Annotated in this window: 21 protein-coding genes and 1 other RNA gene; 12 read left to right on the forward strand and 10 right to left on the reverse strand. The window is 61.3% G+C overall.

Translation table 11 applies throughout. The annotated features are described in order from the left end of the window. Both PQQ51_RS05300 and PQQ51_RS05305 read right to left on the reverse strand, forming a co-directional pair. Positions 1–1,557 (reverse strand): formate dehydrogenase beta subunit, encoded by a 1,557-nt coding sequence (locus tag PQQ51_RS05300; protein ID WP_408495395.1) that lies wholly within the window; start codon positions 1,555–1,557, stop codon positions 1–3. Beyond that, the gene (locus PQQ51_RS05305) at positions 1,554–2,051 is read right to left on the reverse strand and encodes an NAD(P)H-dependent oxidoreductase subunit E (RefSeq protein ID WP_408495396.1); all 498 of its coding nucleotides are present in this window, start codon (positions 2,049–2,051) and stop codon (positions 1,554–1,556) included. Before PQQ51_RS05305 ends, PQQ51_RS05300 begins: the two co-directional genes overlap by 4 nt. A gap of 135 nt (positions 2,052–2,186) precedes the next feature. On the opposite strand from PQQ51_RS05305, the gene PQQ51_RS05310 reads away from it, so the two are divergent. Further along, the gene (locus PQQ51_RS05310; RefSeq protein WP_408495397.1) at positions 2,187–3,266 is read left to right on the forward strand and encodes a substrate-binding domain-containing protein; all 1,080 of its coding nucleotides are present in this window, start codon (positions 2,187–2,189) and stop codon (positions 3,264–3,266) included. A gap of 156 nt (positions 3,267–3,422) precedes the next feature. Further along, positions 3,423–3,689, forward strand: coding sequence for a hypothetical protein (locus PQQ51_RS05315; protein ID WP_408495398.1), 267 nt, complete (start codon positions 3,423–3,425; stop codon positions 3,687–3,689). 98 nt (positions 3,690–3,787) lie between these two features. Here the strand turns inward: PQQ51_RS05315 and PQQ51_RS05320 are convergent, their stop codons facing one another. The 8 genes from PQQ51_RS05320 to ompA form a co-directional block, all read right to left on the reverse strand. Further along, on the reverse strand, positions 3,788–4,156 hold the full coding sequence (locus tag PQQ51_RS05320; protein WP_408495399.1) for a COG4315 family predicted lipoprotein: 369 nt from the start codon (positions 4,154–4,156) through the stop codon (positions 3,788–3,790). Between the two features lie 198 nt (positions 4,157–4,354). Then, positions 4,355–4,663 carry a hypothetical protein gene (locus tag PQQ51_RS05325; protein ID WP_408495400.1) on the reverse strand — a complete coding sequence of 103 codons (309 nt, stop codon included), beginning with the start codon at positions 4,661–4,663 and terminating at the stop codon, positions 4,355–4,357. Further along, complete coding sequence (locus PQQ51_RS05330) at positions 4,660–5,142, reverse strand: DUF2778 domain-containing protein (RefSeq protein ID WP_408495402.1); 483 nt, start codon at positions 5,140–5,142, stop codon at positions 4,660–4,662. Before PQQ51_RS05330 ends, PQQ51_RS05325 begins: the two co-directional genes overlap by 4 nt. Positions 5,143–5,157: 15 nt before the next feature. Beyond that, positions 5,158–5,634 (reverse strand): Hcp family type VI secretion system effector, encoded by a 477-nt coding sequence (locus PQQ51_RS05335; protein WP_408495403.1) that lies wholly within the window; start codon positions 5,632–5,634, stop codon positions 5,158–5,160. Positions 5,635–6,105: 471 nt separating this feature from the next. Next, positions 6,106–6,475: a transfer-messenger RNA gene (gene ssrA / locus PQQ51_RS05340) on the reverse strand. A 63-nt stretch (positions 6,476–6,538) separates the two neighbouring features. Beyond that, positions 6,539–7,252 carry an HAD family hydrolase gene (locus tag PQQ51_RS05345; protein ID WP_408495404.1) on the reverse strand — a complete coding sequence of 238 codons (714 nt, stop codon included), beginning with the start codon at positions 7,250–7,252 and terminating at the stop codon, positions 6,539–6,541. Between the two features lie 34 nt (positions 7,253–7,286). Further along, positions 7,287–7,985, reverse strand: coding sequence for a bifunctional 2-polyprenyl-6-hydroxyphenol methylase/3-demethylubiquinol 3-O-methyltransferase UbiG (ubiG, locus tag PQQ51_RS05350; RefSeq protein WP_408495406.1), 699 nt, complete (start codon positions 7,983–7,985; stop codon positions 7,287–7,289). Between the two features lie 229 nt (positions 7,986–8,214). Next, entirely contained in the window at positions 8,215–8,862 is a 648-nt protein-coding gene (gene ompA, locus PQQ51_RS05355; RefSeq protein WP_408495408.1) for an outer membrane protein OmpA, read from the reverse strand. 499 nt (positions 8,863–9,361) lie between these two features. Here ompA and gyrA point away from each other — a divergent pair, with 499 nt between their 5' ends. From gyrA to PQQ51_RS05405, 10 genes are all read left to right on the forward strand, one after another. After that, positions 9,362–11,986 carry a DNA gyrase subunit A gene (gene gyrA / locus PQQ51_RS05360; RefSeq protein WP_408495409.1) on the forward strand — a complete coding sequence of 875 codons (2,625 nt, stop codon included), beginning with the start codon at positions 9,362–9,364 and terminating at the stop codon, positions 11,984–11,986. Between the two features lie 134 nt (positions 11,987–12,120). Beyond that, positions 12,121–12,726, forward strand: a complete 606-nt coding sequence (locus PQQ51_RS05365) for a DUF2059 domain-containing protein (protein ID WP_408495410.1) — start codon at positions 12,121–12,123, stop codon at positions 12,724–12,726. Positions 12,727–13,050: 324 nt separating this feature from the next. Beyond that, a complete protein-coding gene (gene serC, locus PQQ51_RS05370; protein WP_408495411.1) occupies positions 13,051–14,133 on the forward strand; it encodes a 3-phosphoserine/phosphohydroxythreonine transaminase in 1,083 nt (360 codons plus the stop codon). 72 nt (positions 14,134–14,205) lie between these two features. Beyond that, positions 14,206–15,288 (forward strand): prephenate dehydratase, encoded by a 1,083-nt coding sequence (gene pheA / locus PQQ51_RS05375; protein WP_408495412.1) that lies wholly within the window; start codon positions 14,206–14,208, stop codon positions 15,286–15,288. A 57-nt stretch (positions 15,289–15,345) separates the two neighbouring features. After that, entirely contained in the window at positions 15,346–16,458 is a 1,113-nt protein-coding gene (gene hisC / locus PQQ51_RS05380) for a histidinol-phosphate transaminase (RefSeq protein ID WP_408495413.1), read from the forward strand. Positions 16,459–16,509: 51 nt separating this feature from the next. After that, positions 16,510–17,463, forward strand: a complete 954-nt coding sequence (locus tag PQQ51_RS05385; RefSeq protein WP_408495414.1) for a prephenate dehydrogenase — start codon at positions 16,510–16,512, stop codon at positions 17,461–17,463. Between the two features lie 19 nt (positions 17,464–17,482). Beyond that, positions 17,483–18,787: a 3-phosphoshikimate 1-carboxyvinyltransferase gene (aroA, locus tag PQQ51_RS05390; protein WP_408495415.1), complete on the forward strand. Its 1,305-nt coding sequence runs from the start codon at positions 17,483–17,485 to the stop codon at positions 18,785–18,787. A 35-nt stretch (positions 18,788–18,822) separates the two neighbouring features. Then, entirely contained in the window at positions 18,823–19,509 is a 687-nt protein-coding gene (gene cmk, locus PQQ51_RS05395) for a (d)CMP kinase (RefSeq protein WP_408495416.1), read from the forward strand. 167 nt (positions 19,510–19,676) lie between these two features. Then, entirely contained in the window at positions 19,677–21,410 is a 1,734-nt protein-coding gene (gene rpsA, locus PQQ51_RS05400; RefSeq protein WP_408495418.1) for a 30S ribosomal protein S1, read from the forward strand. Positions 21,411–21,442: 32 nt separating this feature from the next. Next, complete coding sequence (locus PQQ51_RS05405) at positions 21,443–21,769, forward strand: integration host factor subunit beta (RefSeq protein WP_074300394.1); 327 nt, start codon at positions 21,443–21,445, stop codon at positions 21,767–21,769. The last annotated feature ends 342 nt before the right edge of the window (positions 21,770–22,111 follow it).

Raw genomic sequence — 22,111 nt, forward strand, 5'->3', positions numbered from 1 at the left:
TCAGGCGGCGGCCGCTTTCGGCGCCAGATCGAGACCGAAGTCTTCGGGGAAATGATCGAGCGCGGACAGCACCGGATACGGCGTCATGCCGCCCATCGCGCACAGTGAACCGGACACCATCGTGTCGCACAGATCGCGCAGCAATTGCACCTGCCGAACCGACGTGTCGCCGTTGCGAATCCGGCCGATGACTTCGACGCCGCGCGTCGAGCCGATCCGGCACGGCGTGCACTTGCCGCACGATTCGAGCGCGCAGAAGTGCATCGCGTATTGCGCGAGTTCGGCAAGATTCGACGTGTCGTCATGCACGACGATGCCGCCGTGGCCGACCACCGCACCGACCGCCGCGTACGCCTCATAGTCGAGCGGAATGTCCCACTGGCTTTCCGGCAGATACGTGCCGAGCGGACCGCCGACCTGCACCGCGCGCGCCGGACGGCCGCTTGCGGTGCCTGCGCCGAAGTCGTAGAGCAACTCGCGCAGCGTCACGCCGAACGCAAGCTCGACGAGGCCGCCTTGCTTTACGTTGCCGGCGAGCTGGAACGGCAAGGTGCCGCGCGAACGGCCCATCCCGAAGTCTTTGTAGAATGCCGCGCCGCGCGCGAAGATGATCGGCACGGTGGCGAGCGTGATCACGTTGTTGATCACGGTCGGCTGACCGAACAGGCCGACCAGCGCCGGCACCGGCGGCTTGGCGCGCACGATGCCGCGCTTGCCTTCGAGCGATTCGAGCAGCGCGGTTTCTTCGCCGCACACATAGGCGCCCGCGCCCTTCGCGACGAACAGATCGAAGCGATGCGCGGAGCCGAGCACGCTGTCGCCGAGCCAGCCGGCGGCGCGCGCTTTCGCGATTGCGGCTTCGAGTGTTGCGATCGAGTGCGGGTACTCGCTGCGCACGTAGATATGGCCGATCGTCGCGCCGGTCACGATGCCCGCGATGATCATCCCTTCGATCAGCACGTACGGATCGCTTTCCATCACGAGGCGATCCGAGAAGGTGCCGGAGTCGCCTTCGTCCGCGTTGCAGACGATGTATTTCTGCGCCGCTTGCGCGCCGCGCACCGTGCGCCATTTGATGCCGGCCGGGAAGGCCGCGCCGCCACGGCCGCGCAGGCCGGAGTCGATCAGCGCTGCGCAGGCGGCGTCGCCGTCGGTTCGCAGCGCGTTGCGCAAGCCTTCGAGGCCGCCGTGCGCGACGTAGTCGTCGATCGACAGCGGATCGGTGATGCCGATGCGCGCGAAGGTCAGGCGCTGCTGCTTCTTCAGATACGGAATGTCGTCGACCACGCCGACACGTTTGGGATGGTCGCCGCCTTCGGGAAAGCCCGCATCGAACAACGCGGCGACGTCGGTCTCGTCGAGATTCGCGTAGCCGATGCGGCCTTCGGCGGTGGCGACTTCGACCAGCGGTTCGAGCCACAGCAGGCCGCGCGAACCGTTGCGCACCAGTTCGATGTCGACACCGCGTCTGGCGGCTTCCGTCTCGATCGCGTGTGCGAGGGCATCGGCGCCGAGCGCCAGCGCGGACGAATCGCGCGGAACGTAGATGCGCGTCATGCTGTCACCTCCACGCATTTGCTGGCCGCGCTGAACAGCGCGTCGAATTTCTGCGGCGTGACTTTCGCGTGCAGCGTGCCGTTGATCATCAGCGCCGGCGACAGCGCGCATTGGCCGAGGCAATACACCGATTGCAGTTCCACCCCTTCGTGGGGCGGGTGATCGTGGTCGTGGTGCGCGTCGAAGCGGCAGCCCGTGCGCGCTTCGACATGCTGCGCGAGCGCTTCGGTGCCCATGCTGCGGCACGCTTCCGCGCGGCACAACTGCACGGTCACAGCCGCGGCCGGCTCGGTACGGAAGTGATGGTAGTAAGTGATGACGCCGTGCACTTCCGCGCGCGACAGGTTCAGCGAGCGCGCGAGCGCGGGGACCGTGTCGGGCGGCACGTAGCCGAGTTCGTCCTGGATCGCGTGCAGGATCGCGATCAACGACCTGCCCGGCTGGGCGTGACGCTGCACGATCTGATCCGGCGTGATGGCCTGGGAATCGTCCAATTGGGGGCTCCTCCAAAAGTCATATATGCACTTGTTATTCATAAAGCGTGCACTTATGCTTTGTTTATTCGATATGGGATAGCGGAACAATAGGCGTGACAAACGCCCCATGCAATAGGAAAGAGTCGAACATATATGATCAGGATCGAGTGCCAGGCGCAGCTGGTGGTGAAGGGGCCGGACGGCCGTGAGGCAAGCCTGTCGGACGTCGTGCCGCTGCTCGCGCTGGTGGACGAATCTGGCAGCATCGCGCAGGCGGCGACGCTTAAGGGTTTGTCCTATCGTCATGCGTGGGGTTTGCTGCGCAGCATCGAGGAGCGTTTGGGCGGTCCGCTGATTGCGAAGGAGCGCGGGCGCGGTTCGGTGCTGTCCGACCTTGGTCAGGCGGTGTTGCGCGCGCAGCGTCTGTGCGGCGAGCGGCTCGACGGCAACATGCAGGCGCTGGCCAGCGAAGTCGCCAGCGATCTGAACCGCTGGCTCGCGCCCGCCGCCGACGACGTGCGCATCTACGCATCGCACGGTTACGCGGTGGCGGCGCTGGTGACCGCGCTGGTCGCCAACGATCTGCCGGTGGACATCAAGTATCGCGACAGCGCGGACGCGGTCAGCGCGCTCGCGCGCGGCGAATGCGATCTGGCCGGCTTCCATTTGCCGCTCGGCGAATTTCGTGCGGCGTGCGCCGATACCTATCGACGCTGGCTCGATCCGCAGCGTCACGTGCTCGTGCATCTGACGCGGCGCAAGCAGGGGCTCTTTCTCGGCAAGGGCAATCCGAAACGGATCGGCGGCCTCGGCGATCTCGCACGCGACGACATTCGCTTCGTCAATCGTCAGCCGGGCTCCGGCACGCGCATGCTGCTCGATCTCGCGTTACGCAAGGTCGGCGTGGATCCGGATCGTGTGAACGGCTATGCGTCGACGGAACTCACGCATTCGGCGATCGCCGCGTTCGTGGCGAGCGGAATGGCGGATGTCGGGTTCGGCGTCGAGCCGGCCGCGCATCACTTCGGGCTCGACTTCATTCCGATCGTCGACGAAGACTATTACTTTGCCTGCGACCGCACGCGGCTCGAGCGCGCGCCGCTCGCGACAGTGGTCGAACTGCTGCGCGGCGCCGCGTTCCGGCACAGCGTCGACCAACTCGAGGGTTACGATCCGCGTGATTGCGGCACGCTGGTCGATCTCGATTCGGGGCTCGGTGTGGTGGCCGCATAAGGTGGCACGTAAGGTGGCACGTAAGGTGGCACGTAAGGTGGCAGGTAAGCGGCTGTAAACATAATGCGGTAGTCGGCGCTGCGTGCGGCGTCTGTTTGGGATAATCTCTGGGCTTCCGCTTCTGCCTAAACGCGCGCTTTGTCGCGCTAAAACGATATGAACGCTCTACTACACGCATGTGTTGCCGCCGCCACCGCCGGTGTGCTTCTCGCCACGACTTCGGTGGCTTTCGCGCAGAACTCGCCGGGTGTGCCGGGCGGCATTCTGCAGGATCAGTTCCGTCTTGCCGAGCATCCGCAAATGCCGTTTGCCGCGTCCGCGCCTTCGGACAAGTACCAGTCGAACAAGAAGTCGGCGATGCGCAAGCGCGGCGACAACGGCGATCCGAACGGCTGCAATTTGCAGTGTCCGAAAGACGAGTGACGGTTTGAGGGTGGGTTGATGTGGGCGCCGGCGTTTGCCGGCGCTTTTGTTTTTGGGGTTGGCTTTATTTGTCGCAGAGGCCGGGGTTGGGTCGGCGATCAGGGTTTGGCTGTGTGCCACATGTCCTTGAAACCGTCGCCTTTCATATCGCCGGCCTGTTTGTCGGCAGCGTAGCGATACAGCGGATGACCTTTGTATGCCCATTGCTGTTTGCCGTCCGCGGATGGGATCATGGTCCAGTCGCCTGATGGTTTATCCGACGCGCTTGCAGTCGCCGCCGGCCAGTTGCCCATGCAACCGCCGGTGCAGGCGCTGACGCCGGGCGTGGTGTCTTTGTCGAAGGTGTAGAGCGTCATGCCGTCGGCACTGACAAAGCGGCCGTCCATGACTTTCGGCGCTTCCGCGAACGCGTTGTGTTGCAGCGCAAAGAGGACGAGCGTGGAGAGAGCGAAGGGAGTCTTGCGCATGATGTGGGCTCCTGGTTTTGAAGGTGGTCTCGCGCGACGACGCGGCGTGTTTGCGTGCGCGTGGAGATTGAACGAATCGGCGGAGGGGTTTATTCCGGGGACGTTCGGCGGATCGACTCATTGATGATAGGTCGCTTATGCCGAAGTCCCATGGTCTTCATTGGCGATGTGCTCTGAAAATTGAATCTGGCTTGTGAGTTAGCGACTACGGACTTTCCCCGCTCGATATTTTGATAGTGCGAGGAAGCAGAGGAATAGAAGAGTGCCGACTAGCACGGTAGCTATCGCCCAATACAGGAGCAGCGCGAGCACTTCCATATCATCCGGATTCGCCAGATCATTACGGCCTGCGACGGCCAGGCAAAAGCGAATAAACATATCAATGGAATAAGGCATGTTGCCTGGGAATACGTCATCAATGTGATACGTCAGTTGCCATCCGCCAATGACGGATAACACAGCCCAGACGACATATCGAAGTAGCGATATCGCAAGTTTCTTTCTCATTTCACCTCGACGATTCCGTACGCTCTTAGCGACGTACCGGGCACAGGTACGGTCTGACCTCGAGAACGAATGAATTTTTGTAGTCTCTCGAATTCGTATGGATTTTTGACAGTAATGCACCCTTCGCTTAGCTGCATGCGTCCCATCGGATGCAACCGAAAGTTTCCTCGCTGGATTCCATGAATGTTGGTCGTGTCGCCTGATACCGGATTCCAGAGCATGAACCATTTATGCCTGTCGGTTGAGAAGTCGCCGTTTGCGCTCCACCAGTCGCGCATACCGCCTAGGAGGCCGCCTGACTGGCGATCTACGAGGTAGTAGGTGCCTGTTGGAAGCGGTCCGATCTTTTCTATGGCCGTATCATCGGGGTTGTCCCGCCCGCGTCCGGTTCCCGAAAACGCCTCCACTGGCGCAGTTCCCTCGCACGTAAATGTTGAAGTTGTTTGCTTGTTAAGAACAAAGGTGCATTTGACCGGCATGCTTGTTACCCCGGATCAATTCGTTGTGTTGTTCTTGATGTACAGCGTAGCGGTGACCGCGCCGCCACTTCCTCCTAACTGGTTCTGTACGAAATATTCGTGTTTCATCGTCGCAAAGGAAAGGCGCACATCTTCGTGGCATACATCACTGCCGCCGACCGATTCAACCTGGGTAATGACCACGTCGTACATCGTGATTTTCAGATATTCGAAGGGCAGGCCGCCGGCCTTTCGCGCGCTTAGCTTCACTTGATCAATGTGTTTTCCTGTAAAGCAGTACTTCGCCAGATTTGGGCTTGCGCGGTCTAGCGTATGCGTGAATTCCAGATCTGAAACCGTGGCCTTGCCCGCGCCGCCGCCGGAACCCGACATCATGGTTGATTGCTGGGAGACCTTCCAGCGCCAGCCAATTACGTCAATCTCGTTCAAATGCTCAACGTCCTGCGATTCGCCGTCAATACCGTTAATTCTGATGAAAATATCCTGTGCCATTCAAAAACTCCAAAGCGATGAGTGTGGTTCCTGGTGTCTTGTGACTGCGCACCCATCTCGCGCGGACACGCTATCACCACAGTCGATTACGACGAATCGAGGACCGCGTTGGTATCCGACAAATCTGAAAACACGGCTGTTTCTGAAAAGATTTGTCGTTATGCTGATGCGCGGCGGCACCAGCAATGAGCGTTCTTTTGGAGATGGAGGAGTTCTGTCAGGTACGACGGCATCTCGCCGTTCAAAGACGGGTGGAGACCAGTCATGGCGCGAGTCCAGCATGTTGCTCAATGCTTCGAGCGAAGCATTCATTGGGGCCGGCGTGGATCATTAGTCTTCCGAAATTCAACACGTGCGCAGCACTGCTCAACCGGCCCGCAAGCAACTCACCAATGAGCTTTCTACTATGCTCGGCCACAAAAACAAAAGCCCCGTAATTCGACAGAATTACGGGGCTTTTATCGCAATCAATGGTGGAGGCGGCGGGAATCGAACCCGCGTCCAGAAGCACTCTACGACCAGTTCTACATGTTTAGTTCTGTCATTTGATTTAACCGGAGTGACGCGGACGAACACGCTGCACTACGGCGATTCACTAGATTTTCGACCCGGATGTCGTGACACCACCAAGGCTTAACTGACGTATATGACCTCTGTCGGTATTGCTACCGGTCTTGCGACTCTAGCCCGTCAGTGAACTAGGCAGAGGACGGCGGCCCTTAGGCTGCCAGTGCGAACGTATCGTCGTTTGCAGTTACGTTTTTCCCATTGATTAACGAGGTGACGGGTCCTCGACATGCCCTAGCCGCTTCGCAACCCCTGTCGAAACCAGGTCGCCCCCACGGTTCGTTGCCCAAAATATCTGGGCCAAGCGGAGATTTTACAATACTTTGACTGCCAAGTCTCAGCCTATATCGCGCAACAACCGCTGCAACTCGGCCGGCGACTGCACCACGTGCTGCGCATGCCATTGCGTCGGCGGAATATCGTTGCCGCAATAGCCGTAAGCGGCAGCAATCGTTTTCATACCGGCCGCGAAGCCGGCCTGGATGTCGCGCAGATCGTCGCCGACATACACCACGCGCTCCGGCACCATGTCCAGATCGCGTGCAGCATGCAGCAGCGGCGCCGGATGCGGTTTCGAGTGCGGGGTCGTGTCGCCGCTCACCACGCAACCCGCGCGCTCTTCGAGGCCGAGTTGCGCAACCAGCGGCTCGGTCAAACGGGCGACCTTGTTCGTCACGATGCCCCAGCGCACACCGCGCGCGTCGAGGTCGTCGAGCAATTCGGGGATGCCGGGGAATAGCGTGGTTTCGATGCACAGGTCGGCTTCGTAATTGGCAAGAAACTCCTCGCGCATCGACGCGAACTCGTGATCGTCCGGACCGATGCCGAATGCGCCGCCGATCAGCCCACGCGCACCGGCCGAGGCCAGCGGCCGAAGCTGCTCGAGTGGCACCATCTCGAGCCCGCGATCGTGACGCATCTTGTTGACGGCGGCGGCGAGGTCGGGCGCGGTATCGGCCAGCGTGCCGTCGAGATCGAACAGGACGGCTTGGCAAAGACCGAGTGCGTCGTCGTTGTCTTCGCGTTGGGGCAGGGGCGTGGGATCGCTCATTGATTGGGCTGGAGTGAGGACGGGGCGGCGCGAATCAGGCGTCGCGGCGGCAGGCCAGCATGTAGTTCACGCTGGTGTCGGCGGACAGCGTGAAGTGCTTGCTTAGCGGGTTGTACACGATACCTTTGATGTCGGCCGTGCGCAGGTCGGCGGCGCGCACGAAGCCCGCCAGTTCCGACGGACGGATAAAGCGCGCGTAATCGTGCGTACCCTTGGGCAGCATTCGTGCGATGTATTCGGCGCCGATCACCGCGAACAGGTACGACTTCACGTTGCGATTCAACGTCGAGAAGAACACCCAGCCGCCCGGTTTCACCAGCGTCTTGCAAGCCTCGACGATGGCCGCCGGCTGAGGCACATGTTCGAGCATTTCCATGCAGGTGACGATGTCGTACGTGCCAGGCTCGCGGGCCGCGAGTGCCTCTGCGGCGATTTCTTCGTAATGGACGGTTACGCCGCTTTCAAGGCTGTGCAGATCCGCGACGCCGAGCGCCTGGGTCGAGAGGTCGATGCCTTTGACCTGCGCACCCAATCCCGCCATGGACTCCGACAGAATGCCGCCGCCGCAACCGATATCGAGCACCTTTTTGCCGGCGAGATGCGCGTGCGCGTCGATCCAGTTGAGACGAACGGGATTCAGCTCGTGCAGCGGTTTGAATTCGGCATTGGGGTCCCACCAGCGATGAGCGAGGTCGCTGAATTTCTGTAATTCGTGGGGATCGGCGTTGGTCATGGCGGAAGCTGCCTCGATGAGAGCGATGAGCGAGCGCTCGAGGATAAACCCCGAGTATATAGGTCACGAGACGGGGCGGCAAAATGCCGCCCGCCGGCAGCCCGACGGGTCTGGGGGCTGAAGCGCGGCGAGGCATTCACCTGCGCGAGGCAAGCGCGAAACATCGCGGGAACGCCGGGCATAAAAAAACCCCGCCGAAGCGGGGTTTGATACTGCGGTAATTTGGAGCTTACTGCTTCGAAGTACCGACAACTTCGACTTCCACGCGGCGATCCGGTGCGAGGCAGGCGATGAGTTGCTTGTGGTTCTTCTGGTTGCAACCGGTCGTGACCGGGTTGCGCTTGCCCTTGCCTTCCGTATAGATACGGTTGGATTCGATGCCCTTGCTGACCAGGTATGCCTTCACAGCTTGAGCACGACGCAGCGACAGACGGTCGTTGTACTTGTCCGAACCGATGCGGTCGGTGTAACCCGTTGCGACCACGACTTCCAGGTTCAGCGCGCCGATCTTCGATGCCAGATCGTCCAGCTTTTCCTTGCCAGCCGGCTTCAGGATAGCCTTGTCGAAGTCGAACAGCGCGTCAGCTTGATACGTAATCTTTTGGCTCGTGATGACCGGTGCCGGTGCAACCGGAGCCGGCGGCGTCGGAGCCTGGGCGACCAGGGCGCCATCGCACTTTGCGTTGGCCGTTGCCGGCGTCCAGAATGCATCGCGCCAGCAAAGCTCGTTCGTGCCGTTCATCCACACGTATTCGCCGGTACCATTCACCCAGTTGTCGTTCGTAGCTTGTCGCGACGCCGGCACCGATTGCGCCATGGCGGATGCAGCCATAACTGCGGTAGCTGCAATGAAGGCGAGCTTTGAAAGTTTATTCATATTTCTCCTCTCGAAATTGAGATTACCGCAGGTTTACTGCGAGCCTGTTGACGAAGACAAGTCATACATTGCTCGAAGTATAACATCGGTGTAGAACAAAAAACGTGCTGTGTAGACTTCGAGCAGTGTCTAACTCTTTGTGCGTTGGCATTTTGCCATATCGTTCCCTTCCAACGATAAAAAAATCTGCCCCCGATCAAATCGCCTTCCAATTGTGGTGCATGCGCAACAGAAGCAATCCGCCGAAGACGCCGCCAGTCATGGCTGAGCGGCGGATTGCCCCACGCACGAATCGAGCCTGACCCGACCAGAAGTGTGGCGTCGCGGAGCCGTTCGCGTACGTCCCTCTAATAGGTATACGTACCCTCGTCGGGGGCGGATGCGCGGCATGTTAGAATCGCGTGATGCGTTGCGCCTGCAATGCTTACGCGAGGGCGCGGTCGAGCAGGCTCCGAGCCGAACATCGAGCCGCCGTCCTGGCACGTAAAAGATACGGATAATGGATCAATTCGCCAAAGAGACTCTGCCAATCTCCCTAGAGGAGGAAATGCGCCGTTCGTATCTCGATTACGCGATGAGCGTGATCGTGGGGCGTGCGCTTCCCGATGTCCGCGATGGCCTGAAGCCGGTGCACCGGCGCGTGCTGTACGCGATGCACGAGCTGAACAACGACTGGAACCGGGCTTACAAGAAGTCGGCGCGTATCGTCGGCGACGTGATCGGTAAATATCACCCGCACGGCGACACGGCTGTATACGACACCATCGTCCGGATGGCGCAAGACTTCTCCCTGCGCTACATGCTCGTGGACGGTCAGGGCAACTTCGGTTCGGTCGACGGCGACAATGCCGCGGCGATGCGTTACACCGAAATCCGCATGGCCAAGATCGGTCACGAACTGCTGGCCGATATCGACAAGGAAACGGTCGACTTCACGCCGAACTACGACGGCAGCGAAAACGAACCGGCCATTCTGCCCGCGCGCATTCCCAATCTGCTGATCAATGGTTCGTCCGGTATTGCGGTCGGCATGGCCACCAATATTCCGCCGCACAACCTCAACGAGGTTGTCGACGCTTGCCAGCATCTGCTGAAAAACCCGGAAGCCACGATCGACGAGCTGATCGAGATCGTTCCGGCGCCTGACTTCCCGACCGCCGGCATCATCTACGGTGTGGCCGGCGTGCGCGACGGCTATCGCACCGGCCGCGGCCGCGTGGTGATGCGCGCGTTGACCCACTTCGAAGAGATCGACCGCGGTCAGCGCATGTCGATCATCGTCGACGAACTGCCGTACCAGGTGAACAAGCGCTCACTTCTGGAACGCATCGCCGAGCTGGTCAACGAGAAAAAGCTGGAAGGCATCTCCGACATCCGCGACGAATCCGACAAGAGCGGCATGCGCGTCGTGATCGAGCTGAAGCGCGGCGAAGTGCCCGAAGTGGTGCTCAACAATCTGTATAAGGCGACCCAGCTTCAGGACACCTTCGGCATGAACATGGTCGCGCTGGTCGACGGCCAGCCGAAGCTGCTGAACCTGAAGGAAATGCTGTCGTGCTTCCTGTCGCATCGCCGGGAAGTGTTGACGCGGCGCACTGTATACGAACTGCGCAAAGCCCGTGAACGGGGCCACGTGCTCGAAGGTCTCGCGGTTGCGCTCGCCAACATCGACGAGTTCATCGCAATCATCAAGGCCGCGCCGACTCCGCCGATTGCGAAGCAGGAATTGATGGCGCGTCCGTGGGATTCGTCGCTGGTGCGGGAAATGTTGGCGCGTGCCGAGACGGACAACGCGTCGGCCGGTGGTCGCGAGGCTTACCGTCCTGACGGATTGAATCCGTCGTTCGGTATGCAAACCGACGGCCTTTACCGTTTGTCCGACACCCAGGCTCAGGAAATCTTGCAGATGCGTCTGCAACGCCTGACGGGTCTGGAGCAGGACAAGATCATCGGCGAGTACCGCGAAGTGATGGCGCAAATCGCCGATCTGCTGGATATTCTGGCTCGCCCGGAACGCATTACGGCGATCATCGTCGACGAACTCACGTCGATCAAAGCCGAATTCGGCGACGCGCGCCGCTCGAAGATCGAGCTGAACGCGACCGAACTGAACACCGAAGACCTGATCACGCCGCAGGAAATGGTCGTGACCATGTCGCATGCGGGGTATGTGAAATCGCAGCCGTTGTCCGAATACAGCGCGCAGAAGCGCGGTGGTCGCGGCAAGCAGGCTACGGCGATGAAAGAAGACGACTGGATCGACACGCTGTTCATCGCGAACACGCACGATCACATTCTGTGCTTCTCGAATCGCGGCCGTGTTTATAGCGTGAAGGTCTACGAAGTGCCGCAAGGTTCGCGGAACTCGCGCGGCCGTCCGATCATCAATATCTTCCCGCTGCAGGAAGGCGAGAAGATCACGGTCGTGCTGCCGGTCAAGGAATTCTCGGCCGACAAATTCGTCTTCATGGGCACTGCGTTAGGAACTGTAAAAAAGACGCCGCTGGAAGCCTTTGGCCGCGTGTTGCGCAAGGGTATTATTGCGGTCGGTCTGGATGACGGCGATTACCTGATCGGCGCGGCCATTACCGACGGTCAGCACGACGTGATGCTGTTCTCGGATTCGGGCAAGGCGGTTCGCTTCGACGAGAACGACGTACGTCCGATGGGTCGCGAAGCGCGCGGCGTGCGTGGCATGCAGCTCGAAGACGGCCAGAACGTGATCGCGTTGCTGGTGGCCGGCGACGAGCAGCAGTCGGTGCTCACCGCAACGGAAAACGGTTTTGGCAAGCGCACGCCGATCACCGAGTACACCCGTCATGGCCGTGGGACGAAGGGCATGATCGCGATCCAGACGTCGGAGCGTAACGGCAGGGTCGTGGCTGCCACGCTGGTGGACCAGGAAGCGCAGATCATGCTGATCACCAATACGGGCGTGCTGATCCGCACGCGTGTGTCGGAAATCCGCGAAATGGGGCGCGCTACCCAAGGTGTTACACTCATCAGCCTTGACGAAGGGACCAAGCTTTCAGGTCTGCAGCAGGTTGCCGAGGCGGAGGCCGAGGGTGACGTGGAAAGCGATGCCGAAGCTGAAAACGGCGGCGATGACGCTGGCGCAGTCTGATCCAGGTTCGCGGCTTTCAGTCTCAGCGATTGGTTGAAAGCTGCGCAGGGAATAATGGCGTGTCGGGCCTGTATCGGGCCAATACGCCTCCCGCGCGGCGCGCAGTTCAAGTTAATTTCTCTTAGGGAGTAATGATGCAAAAACGATTCAAACAACTGATGTTGCTGGCTGCCCTCGTGCCGACCTTCGCCATGGCTCAAGCGCTGCAGAGCCCGGCTCCGGCGGCTCCGGCTTCCGCCGCAGCACCGGTTGATCCGGCCAAGCAGGCAGCAATCAAAGACCTGCTGGACGCAATCGACGCGCAAAAGCTCGTCGGCGCAATCGGCAACAGCGCGCAAATGCAGGCCAAGCAACTGGTCCCGGCAATCCTGTCGGACGCTCTGAGCGAAAACAAGACGATGACGGACAAGCAGAAGCAGGCTTCCGTCCCGACGCTGCAAAAGAATGCAGTGCCGAAGCTGGTTGACGGCGCGGGCCAGGTGTTCGCAACCGACGGCTTCCGTCAGGACGCCATGCAAGCTCAGTACGACGCGTACGCGAAGTACTACAGCACGTCGGAAATCAAGGATCTGACCGCGTTCTACAAGAGCCCGACTGGCCGCAAGTTCATCCAGGTGCAAGACCAGGTTGGCCGCGACGTCGTGAACGGCTTGATGCAAAAGTACATGCCGCAATCGATCCAGGCAACGCGTAGCCAGGCTGACAAGGAAGTCGCTTCGGTCAAGCCGGCGGCTAAGTAAGTTAGGGGCCGAAAGGCCACGCTGGATTTACGCTGCAAAGTTTGCGTTGCTGGGTTTACGTTGAATCCGCACTGAGCGGCCGCCCGGTACCCTTTACCGCGGCCGCGTTTGGCGGGTTGCCAGCGACAATGCGATAATGGCCGTTTGCGCACACGCGCAAACGGCCGTTTTCTTTTGGGCGCGAGATTTTGCCGGACGCGCCATCAGAATTGGCAGGGCCGGATGTGTGTCGCCACCTTTGCGGCGGTCGTGTTCGCGGCTGCCAACTTCGCCGATTTTTGCGCGATTTTTCCTTTTCGCGCCAGCTTCCCCAGGATCATCACGATGCGCGTCTTTAATTTCTCCGCCGGCCCGGCGGCCATGCCCGAAGAAGTGCTGCGTCAGGCAGCCGACGAAATGCTCGACTGGCAGGGCAGCGGCATGAGCGTGATGGAAATGAGCCATCGCGGCAAAGAATTCATGTCGATCCACGAAGAGGCGCTCGTCGATCTGCGCGAACTGCTCGCCGTGCCGGCGAGCCATCGTATCCTGTTCCTGCAAGGCGGTGGCCTCGGCGAAAACGCAATCGTGCCGATGAATCTGATGGGCGCGAAACCGCGCGCGGATTTCGTCGTCACGGGTTCGTGGTCGCAGAAGTCGCTGAAGGAAGCGCAGAAGTACGGCAGCGTGCATCTGGCGGCAAGCGGCCAGACGGCCGAGGGTTTCACGCGCGCGCCGGCGCGCAGCGAGTGGCAACTGTCGGACGATCCGGCCTACGTGCATGTGTGTACCAACGAAACGATCCACGGTGTCGAGACGTTCGAGATTCCCGATCTCGGCGATATTCCGCTGGTGGCCGACGCGTCGTCGCACATTCTGTCGCGCCCGATGGACATCGCCAAATACGGCGTGCTGTTCGGCGGCGCGCAGAAGAACATCGGCATGGCGGGCGTGACGGTGGTGATCGTACGTGAAGACATGCTCGATCGCGCGCAGTCAATCTGCCCGTCGGCGTTCGAGTGGAAGACCGTCGCCGGAAACAATTCGATGTACAACACGCCGCCCACCTACGCGATCTATATCGCCGGGCTGGTGTTCAAGTGGTTGAAGAAACAGGGCGGCCTCGCCGCGATGGAAGCGCGTAATCTCGAAAAGTCGACGCTGTTGTACGACGCAATCGATTCGAGCCGCTTCTATCTGAACAAGGTCGAACGTGGCTCGCGCTCGCGGATGAACGTACCGTTTTTCCTCGCGGACGAGTCGCGCAACGAAGATTTCCTGGCCGGCGCGAAAGCGCGGGGAATGGTGCAGCTAAAGGGCCACAAGTCCGTCGGCGGCATGCGGGCGTCGATTTATAACGCCGTCCCGCTCGAAGGCGTCAAAGCGCTTGTCGAATACATGAAGGAATTCGAACAGCAGAGCGCCTGACCGATCAGGGCGCGCGCATCCTTTCCAGCACGCATTTGTGCAGCAGAGCTACCGGCAGGGCCGTTTTCACGCATGGACGACGAACTCAATACCCGACTCAAACCCCTTCGCGAACGCATCGACGCACTCGACGCGCAGTTGATCGCGCTTCTCAATCAGCGCGCCGCGGTGGCGCTCGAAGTGGGCGAGGTGAAGAAGCATTTCAACGCGCCGGTGTTTCGCCCCGAGCGCGAGCAGCAGGTGATCGCGCGTCTGCAGGATATGAGCGCGGGGCCGCTCGCGAGCGAGCATATCAGCGCGATCTGGCGCGAGATCATGGCCGCGAGCCGCGCGCTCGAAAAAACGATCAAGGCCGCGTATCTCGGCCCGGTCGGCACGTATAGCGAACAGGCGATGCACGAGTACTTCGGTCAGTCGATCGAAGGTCTGCCGTGTCCGTCGATCGACGAAGTGTTTCGTTCGGTCGAAGCCGGCGCCGCCGAGTTCGGCGTCGTGCCGGTCGAGAATTCGACCGAAGGCGCGGTGTCGCGTACGCTCGATCTGCTGCTGCAAACGCAGCTCACGATCGGCGGCGAACTGGCCTTGCCGATCCACCACAATCTGCTTTCGCTCAACGGCGGTCTTACCGGCGTGACGCGCGTGTGCGCGCACGCGCAGGCGCTCGCTCAATGTCAGCGCTGGCTTTCCACCAACGCACCGCATCTGGAGCGCCAGGCGGTGTCGAGCAATGCGGAAGCGGCGCGCATGGCCGCTGAAGATCCGACGGTCGCGGCCATCGCCGGCGATCGCGCGGCGACGCACTACGGCTTGCAAGTCGCGTATGCGTTGATTCAGGACGATCCGCACAATCGCACGCGCTTCGTGATGATCGGCAAGCAGCCGTCCGGTCCGAGCGGTTACGACCAGACTTCGCTGATCGTTTCGGTGGTGAATGCGCCGGGCGCCATGGTCGGGTTGCTGGAGCCGCTGGCGCGCCATCGCGTGTCGATGACACGTTTCGAATCGCGCCCGGCGCGCGTCGGCACGTGGGAGTACTACTTTTACATCGACATCGAAGGTCATCGCGACGACCCGTCGGTGGCCGCCGCGCTCGTCGAGCTCGGCGAAAAGGCCGCGTTCCTGAAGATTCTCGGTTCGTATCCGCGTGCTCGCTGAGGCGGGCACGGTGCGCAAGTCACACACTCATCTACTTATAAGTCGTTCGGAGATTTCATGACAGCGTCTTTCGGTCCTTCCTACGTGCGCGCGATCGCGCCTTACATTGCCGGCAAACCGATTTCGGAAGTGGCCCGCGAGTTCGGTCTCGACGAAGCGACGATCGTGAAACTGGCGTCGAATGAAAACCCGCTCGGTATGCCGGAATCGGCGCAGCGCGCAATGGCGCAAGCCGCCAGCGAACTCGGCCGCTATCCGGACGCGAATGCGTTCGAACTGAAGGCCGCGCTGAGCGCGCGCTACGGCGTGCCGGCCGACTGGATCACGCTCGGCAACGGCAGCAACGACATCCTCGAAATCGCGGCGCACGCGCTCGTGCAGAAAGACGAGTCGATCGTCTACGCGCAGTATTCGTTCGCGGTGTACGCGCTGGCCACGCAAGGCGTCGGCGCTCGCGCGATCGTCGTGCCGGCCGTCAAGTACGGTCATGATCTCGACGCGATGCTGGCGGCGATCACCGGCGATACGCGTCTGATCTTCGTCGCGAATCCGAACAACCCTACAGGTACGTTTATCGAAGGCCCGGCGCTCGAAGCGTTTCTCGACAAGGTGCCGCGCAACGTGGTGGTCGTGCTGGACGAGGCGTACACGGAATATCTGTCGCAGGAAAAGCGCTACGACTCGATCGCATGGGTGCGCCGTTATCCGAATCTGCTGGTGTCGCGCACGTTTTCGAAGGCTTTCGGTCTCGCCGGTTTGCGCGTCGGCTTTGCGATCGCGCAGCCTGAATTGACCGATCTGCTGAACCGTCTGCGTCAGCCGTTCAATGTGAATACGCTGGCACAAGCCGCGGCGATCGCGGCGTTGAACGACCAGGCGTTTCTGGAAAAGAGCGCAGCGCTGAACGCGCAAGGCTATCGCCGTTTGACCGAAGCGTTCGACAAGCTCGGTCTCGAGTACGTGCCGTCGGACGGCAACTTCGTGCTGGTGCGCGTGGGTAACGACGACACCGCCGGCAATCGCGTCAACCTCGCTTTGCTGAAGCAGGGCGTGATCGTGCGGCCGGTCGGTAATTACGGTTTGCCGCAATGGCTGCGCATCACGATCGGCCTGCCGCAAGAAAACGAAGCATTCATCGCGGCGCTCGAAAAGACGCTCGCCACCGCGTAAGCGGAGATTCTGACCCGCGCGCCTTTGTACGTGGAAGGCGCGCTTTTACTTGTGATCGATGTGGCCGCGTTCTCATTTAACAAACTGGTGATTTTTGGTGTCGGTCTGATCGGCGGCTCGCTTGCGCGTGCGCTGCGTGAGCGGGGTGAGCGCGGCGAGACGGCTGGCGCGCGTAGCGTGGTCGGTGTCGGGCGATCGCCCACGTCCACCGCGCGTGCTTTGGAATTGGGCGTAATCGACGCCAGCGCTGCATTGAATGACGACGCCGCGTTGCGCGACGCATTGTCCGGCGCGGACTTCGTGCTGCTCGCGGCGCCCGTCGCGCAAACTCAACCGCTGCTCGAACGCATCGCACCGTTTCTCGACGCGGGCACGATCGTCACGGACGCCGGCAGTACCAAGTCCGACGTGGTCGCGGCCGCACGAGCGGCGCTGGGTTCGCGGATCGGACAGTTCGTGCCCGGGCATCCGATTGCCGGCCGCGAGGCGAGCGGACCGGATGCCGCGCTGCCGGATCTGTACGTGAATCGCAACGTCGTGTTGTGCCCGTTGCCGGAGAATGCGCCGCAAACAGTCGAGCGCGTTGCCGCGATGTGGCGCGCTACGGGTGCGGTCGTACGGGACATGACGCCTGAGCAGCACGATCGCGTGCTCGCTTCGGTCAGCCATTTGCCGCATGTGTTGTCGTTCGCGCTGGTCGAGCAGATTCTCAATTCGCCCGACGCGGCGCTGAAATTTTCATTCGCGGCGGGCGGTTTCCGCGACTTTACGCGCATCGCCGCGTCGAGCCCGGAAATGTGGCGCGACGTGTGCGTGGCGAATCGTGTGGCATTGCTCGAAGAGCTCGACGCATACACGGCAGTGCTCGCGCGCCTGCGCGCGGCGATCGATGCCGCCGACGGCCCCGCGCTCGAAGCCGTGTTCGCGCGCTCTCGCATTGCGCGCAGCGAGTGGCAGGAACAGCGCAGCGCGGCCGCGGCGCCCGTCGGCGACGCGTCGAAATAACCGGAAACTGGACTCAATCATGGAATTCCTCGATCTCGGACCATTTTCTCGTGCGTCCGGCACGGTTCGTCTGCCTGGCTCGAAGAGCATTTCGAACCGCGTGCTGTTGCTCGCGGCGCTCGCCGAAGGCGAAACGACGATCACGAATCTGCTCGATTCCGACGACACCCGCGTGATGCTCGACGCGCTCGAAAAGCTCGGCGTGCGGTTCAGGCGCGAAGGCGATACGTGTGTCGTTACCGGCACGCGCGGCGCGTTCACCGCGCGCACGGCCGATCTGTTCCTCGGCAATGCCGGCACGGCGGTGCGTCCGTTGACGGCGGCGCTCGCGGTCAACGGCGGCGACTACCGGATTCACGGCGTGCCGCGCATGCACGAGCGGCCGATCGGCGATCTGGTCGACGGATTGCGGCAGATCGGCGCGCGCATCGACTACGAAGAAAACGAAGGCTATCCGCCGCTGCGGATTCGTCCCGCGCAAATCACTGCCGACGCGCCGATCCACGTGCGCGGCGATGTGTCGAGCCAGTTCCTCACCTCGCTGCTGATGACGCTGCCGCTGTTGCGCACCGAAAGCGGCGTGACGACCGTGCAGGTGGATGGCGAACTGATCTCGAAGCCGTACATCGAGATCACGATCAGGCTGATGGAGCGTTTCGGCATCAAGGTGGAGCGCTATGAATGGCATCGCTTCGTCGTGCCGTCGGGGCAGCGCTATCAGTCGCCGGGCACGATCATGGTGGAAGGCGATGCGTCGTCGGCGTCGTATCTTCTGGCGGCCGGCGCGCTCGGCGGCGGCCCGCTGAGAGTGGAGGGCGTGGGCCGCGCAAGCATCCAGGGCGACGTCGGTTTCGCCGACGCGTTGATCAGGATGGGCGCGAACCTGCAAATGGGCGACGACTGGATCGAAGTGCGCGGCGTCGGCAACGACAACGGCAAGCTCGATCCGATCGACATGGACTTCAACCTGATTCCGGACGCCGCGATGACGATCGCGGTCGCGGCGCTGTTCGCGGACGGCACCTCCACGCTGCGCAATATCGCGAGCTGGCGCGTGAAGGAAACCGACCGGATCGCCGCGATGGCAACCGAGTTGCGCAAGGTCGGCGCGAAGGTGGAGGAGGGCGAGGATTACCTCGTCGTCACGCCGCCCGAGCAACTGATTCCGAACGCCGCAATCGACACTTACGACGATCACCGGATGGCAATGTGCTTCTCGCTCGTGAGTCTGGGCGGCGTGCCGGTCCGGATCAACGACCCGAAGTGCGTCGGCAAGACCTTCCCTGATTATTTCGAGCGCTTCACGGCGCTCGCCCAACCCTGATTCGCTCCCGAATCGACTGACGCGCGACTTTTTCGATGAAACCGACCCGTCCCTTTCACCAGACGCCCGTCATTACGATCGACGGCCCCAGCGCTTCCGGCAAAGGCACCGTTGCCGCGCTGGTTGCCGCGAGCCTTGGCTTCCACCTTCTGGACAGCGGCGCGCTGTATCGTCTCGCGGCGCTCGCCAGCATCCGCTACGACGTCGCCGCGAATGATTCAGACGCACTCGTCAAGCTGATCGACGACCTGCACATCACGTTCCGCGAGGGTCTCGCGCAACTCGACGGCGCCGACGTGTCGTCCGATATCCGGGCCGAGGAAGTCGGCAGCCGGGCGTCCGCGATCGCCGTGCACGCGCCGGTGCGGACCGCGCTGGTGGCGCGTCAGCGGGCGTTTCGTAAGGAACCGGGGCTGGTCGCGGACGGCCGCGACATGGGCACCGTGATCTTCCAGGATGCGGTGCTGAAGGTGTTCATGACCGCCAGCGTCGAGGCCCGCGCGACGCGTCGGCATAAGCAATTGATCCAAAAAGGATTTTCTGCTAATATAGATGACTTGCTCCGGGATTTGCGTGAGCGCGACGAGCGTGACAGTCAGCGCGCGGCCGCGCCGCTCAAGCCTGCGGCGGATGCAAAGCTGCTTGACACCTCCGCCTTGTCGGTCGACCAGGCGGTCGAGCAAGTGGTGCAGTGGTATGAAGCATTAGTCCCGCATGCATGACCTGAATTGATCAGGCGTGCGGCAGGCGCAATAGAAGTTCGTTGTCAGTAGGTGCTTCGCGAGTCGTTGTGATTCGTCATGAAGCGTGTATTAACCCTTTAACCCCGCGTGGCATTCGCACTAGCCGAAATTGCTGACCGTCCGGCCAGCCGGGCACCGCGAGAACCATGCAAATTTTGATTTTTATGTCCGACCTGCAAACTTCCAACCCGAATACCGAATCTTTTGCGGCTCTGTTCGAAGAGTCGCTGACCAAGCAAGACATGCGCGCCGGCGAAGTGATCTCCGCCGAAGTCGTGCGCGTCGACCACAACTTCGTGGTCGTCAACGCTGGTCTCAAGTCCGAAGCCTACATCCCGCTCGAAGAGTTCCTGAACGACGCGGGCGAGGTAGAAGTGCAGGCGGGCGACTTCGTTTCCGTCGCGATCGACGCGCTGGAAAACGGCTACGGCGACACGATCCTGTCGCGCGACAAGGCGAAGCGTCTGGCTTCGTGGCTGTCGCTGGAAAAGGCTCTCGACAACAACGAACTCGTGACCGGCACGATCACGGGCAAGGTCAAGGGCGGCATGACCGTGATGGTCAACGGCATCCGCGCGTTCCTGCCGGGTTCGCTGGTCGACACGCGTCCGGTCAAGGACACGACCCCGTACGAAGGCAAGACCCTCGAATTCCGCGTCATCAAGCTCGACCGCAAGCGTAACAACGTGGTGCTGTCGCGCCGCGCTGTGATCGAAGCGACCCAGGGCGAAGAGCGCGCAAAGCTGCTCGAAACGCTGAAGGAAGGCGCGATCGTCGAAGGCGTGGTGAAGAACATCACGGATTACGGCGCATTCGTGGACCTCGGCGGTATCGACGGCCTGCTGCACATCACCGACATCGCATGGCGTCGTGTGCGTCACCCGAGCGAAGTGCTGTCGGTTGGCCAGGAAGTCACCGCGAAGATCCTCAAGTTCGATCAAGAGAAGAACCGCGTTTCGCTGGGCATCAAGCAACTGGGCGACGATCCGTGGGAAGGCATTTCCCGCCGTTACCCGTCGGGCACGCGCCTGTTCGGTAAGGTCACCAACATCACCGACTACGGCGCATTCGTCGAAGTCGAATCGGGCATCGAAGGCCTGGTTCACGTGTCGGAAATGGACTGGACGAACAAGAACGTTGCACCGTCGAAGGTTGTGCAACTGGGCGACGAAGTCGAAGTCATGGTTCTCGAAATCGACGAAGACCGCCGTCGTATCAGCCTCGGCATGAAGCAATGCAAGCCGAACCCGTGGGACGACTTCAGCCGCAACTTCAAGAAGGGCGACAAGCTGCAAGGCGCAATCAAGTCGATCACCGACTTCGGCGTCTTCATCGGTCTGCCGGGCGGCATCGACGGTCTGGTTCACCTGTCGGACCTGTCGTGGTCGGAAACGGGCGAAGAAGCCGTTCGCAAGTACAAGAAGGGCGACGAAGTGGAAGCGATCGTTCTCGGCATCGACGTCGAGAAGGAACGCATTTCGCTGGGTATCAAGCAGCTCGAAGGCGACCCGTTCAGCAACTTCGTTGCAATGAACGACAAGGGTTCGATCGTCGACGGCGTGGTCAAGACGGTGGACGCGAAGGGTGCAGTGGTTACCCTGTCGGCTGAAGTCGAAGGCTACCTGCGCGCTTCGGAAATTGCACAAGACCGCGTGGAAGATGCTCGCAACGTGCTGAAGGAAGGCGACAAGGTCAACGCGATGATCATCAACATCGATCGCAAGTCGCGTGGCATCAACCTGTCGATCAAGGCCAAGGACTCGGCTGAGCAACAGGAAGCGATCCGCGGCCTGGCTTCGTCGGATTCGAACACGGCTGCTACCGGCACGACGAACCTCGGCGCGCTGCTCAAGGCCAAGCTCGACGGCCAGAACCAGTAAGCCCAGAGTTTTCTTAAGGGGTCTGCTGCAGTATGACCAAATCGGAATTGGTCGCCCAGCTGGCTACGCGATTTCCGCAGCTTGTTCTTAAAGATGCGGATTTCGCGGTGAAGACGATGCTTGATGCGATGTCGGAGGCACTTGCCAACGGTCATCGCATCGAAATTCGCGGCTTCGGCAGCTTCGGCCTTAATCGTCGTCCCTCCCGCGTCGGGCGTAATCCGAAGTCGGGCGAGAAGGTGCTGGTACCTGAGAAGTACGTGCCGCACTTCAAGCCGGGCAAGGAATTGCGCGAGCGGGTGGATCGACGCTCGGGCGAGCCGCTGAAAGCCGAAGAGCCGGATGACGACGACCTGTAAGTGCTTCGCTGTGCCGGGCGCAGCGTGGCATGGGTAGCGTCAGCGGCCAACGCCAGACGGCAAAAGACCAGAAAAAGCGCCTTAGGCGCTTTTTTTTCGTCTGGTGTTTTTGTTTTCGCGGCCTGCGTGGCCGTGGTTTTATCCACTACGTTTGCTCGGCTTCACCGTCGCACCCGTTGCCGCTGCATAACCTCGCACAAATCGCGCACAATCCCCACGCCATCCCCGCATCAGCCAGTTCCTGCCCAGCCGCGAGGGCTTCAATTACAATACGGGTCACTTCGGCGCGGGCAACACCGTGGCGCGACGCGTCATCAGGCCGGCGTCATCCCGCAACTGCCG

The sequence above is a fragment of the Paraburkholderia xenovorans genome, assembly GCF_046030735.1.
GTDB lineage: Bacteria > Pseudomonadota > Gammaproteobacteria > Burkholderiales > Burkholderiaceae > Paraburkholderia > Paraburkholderia xenovorans_A.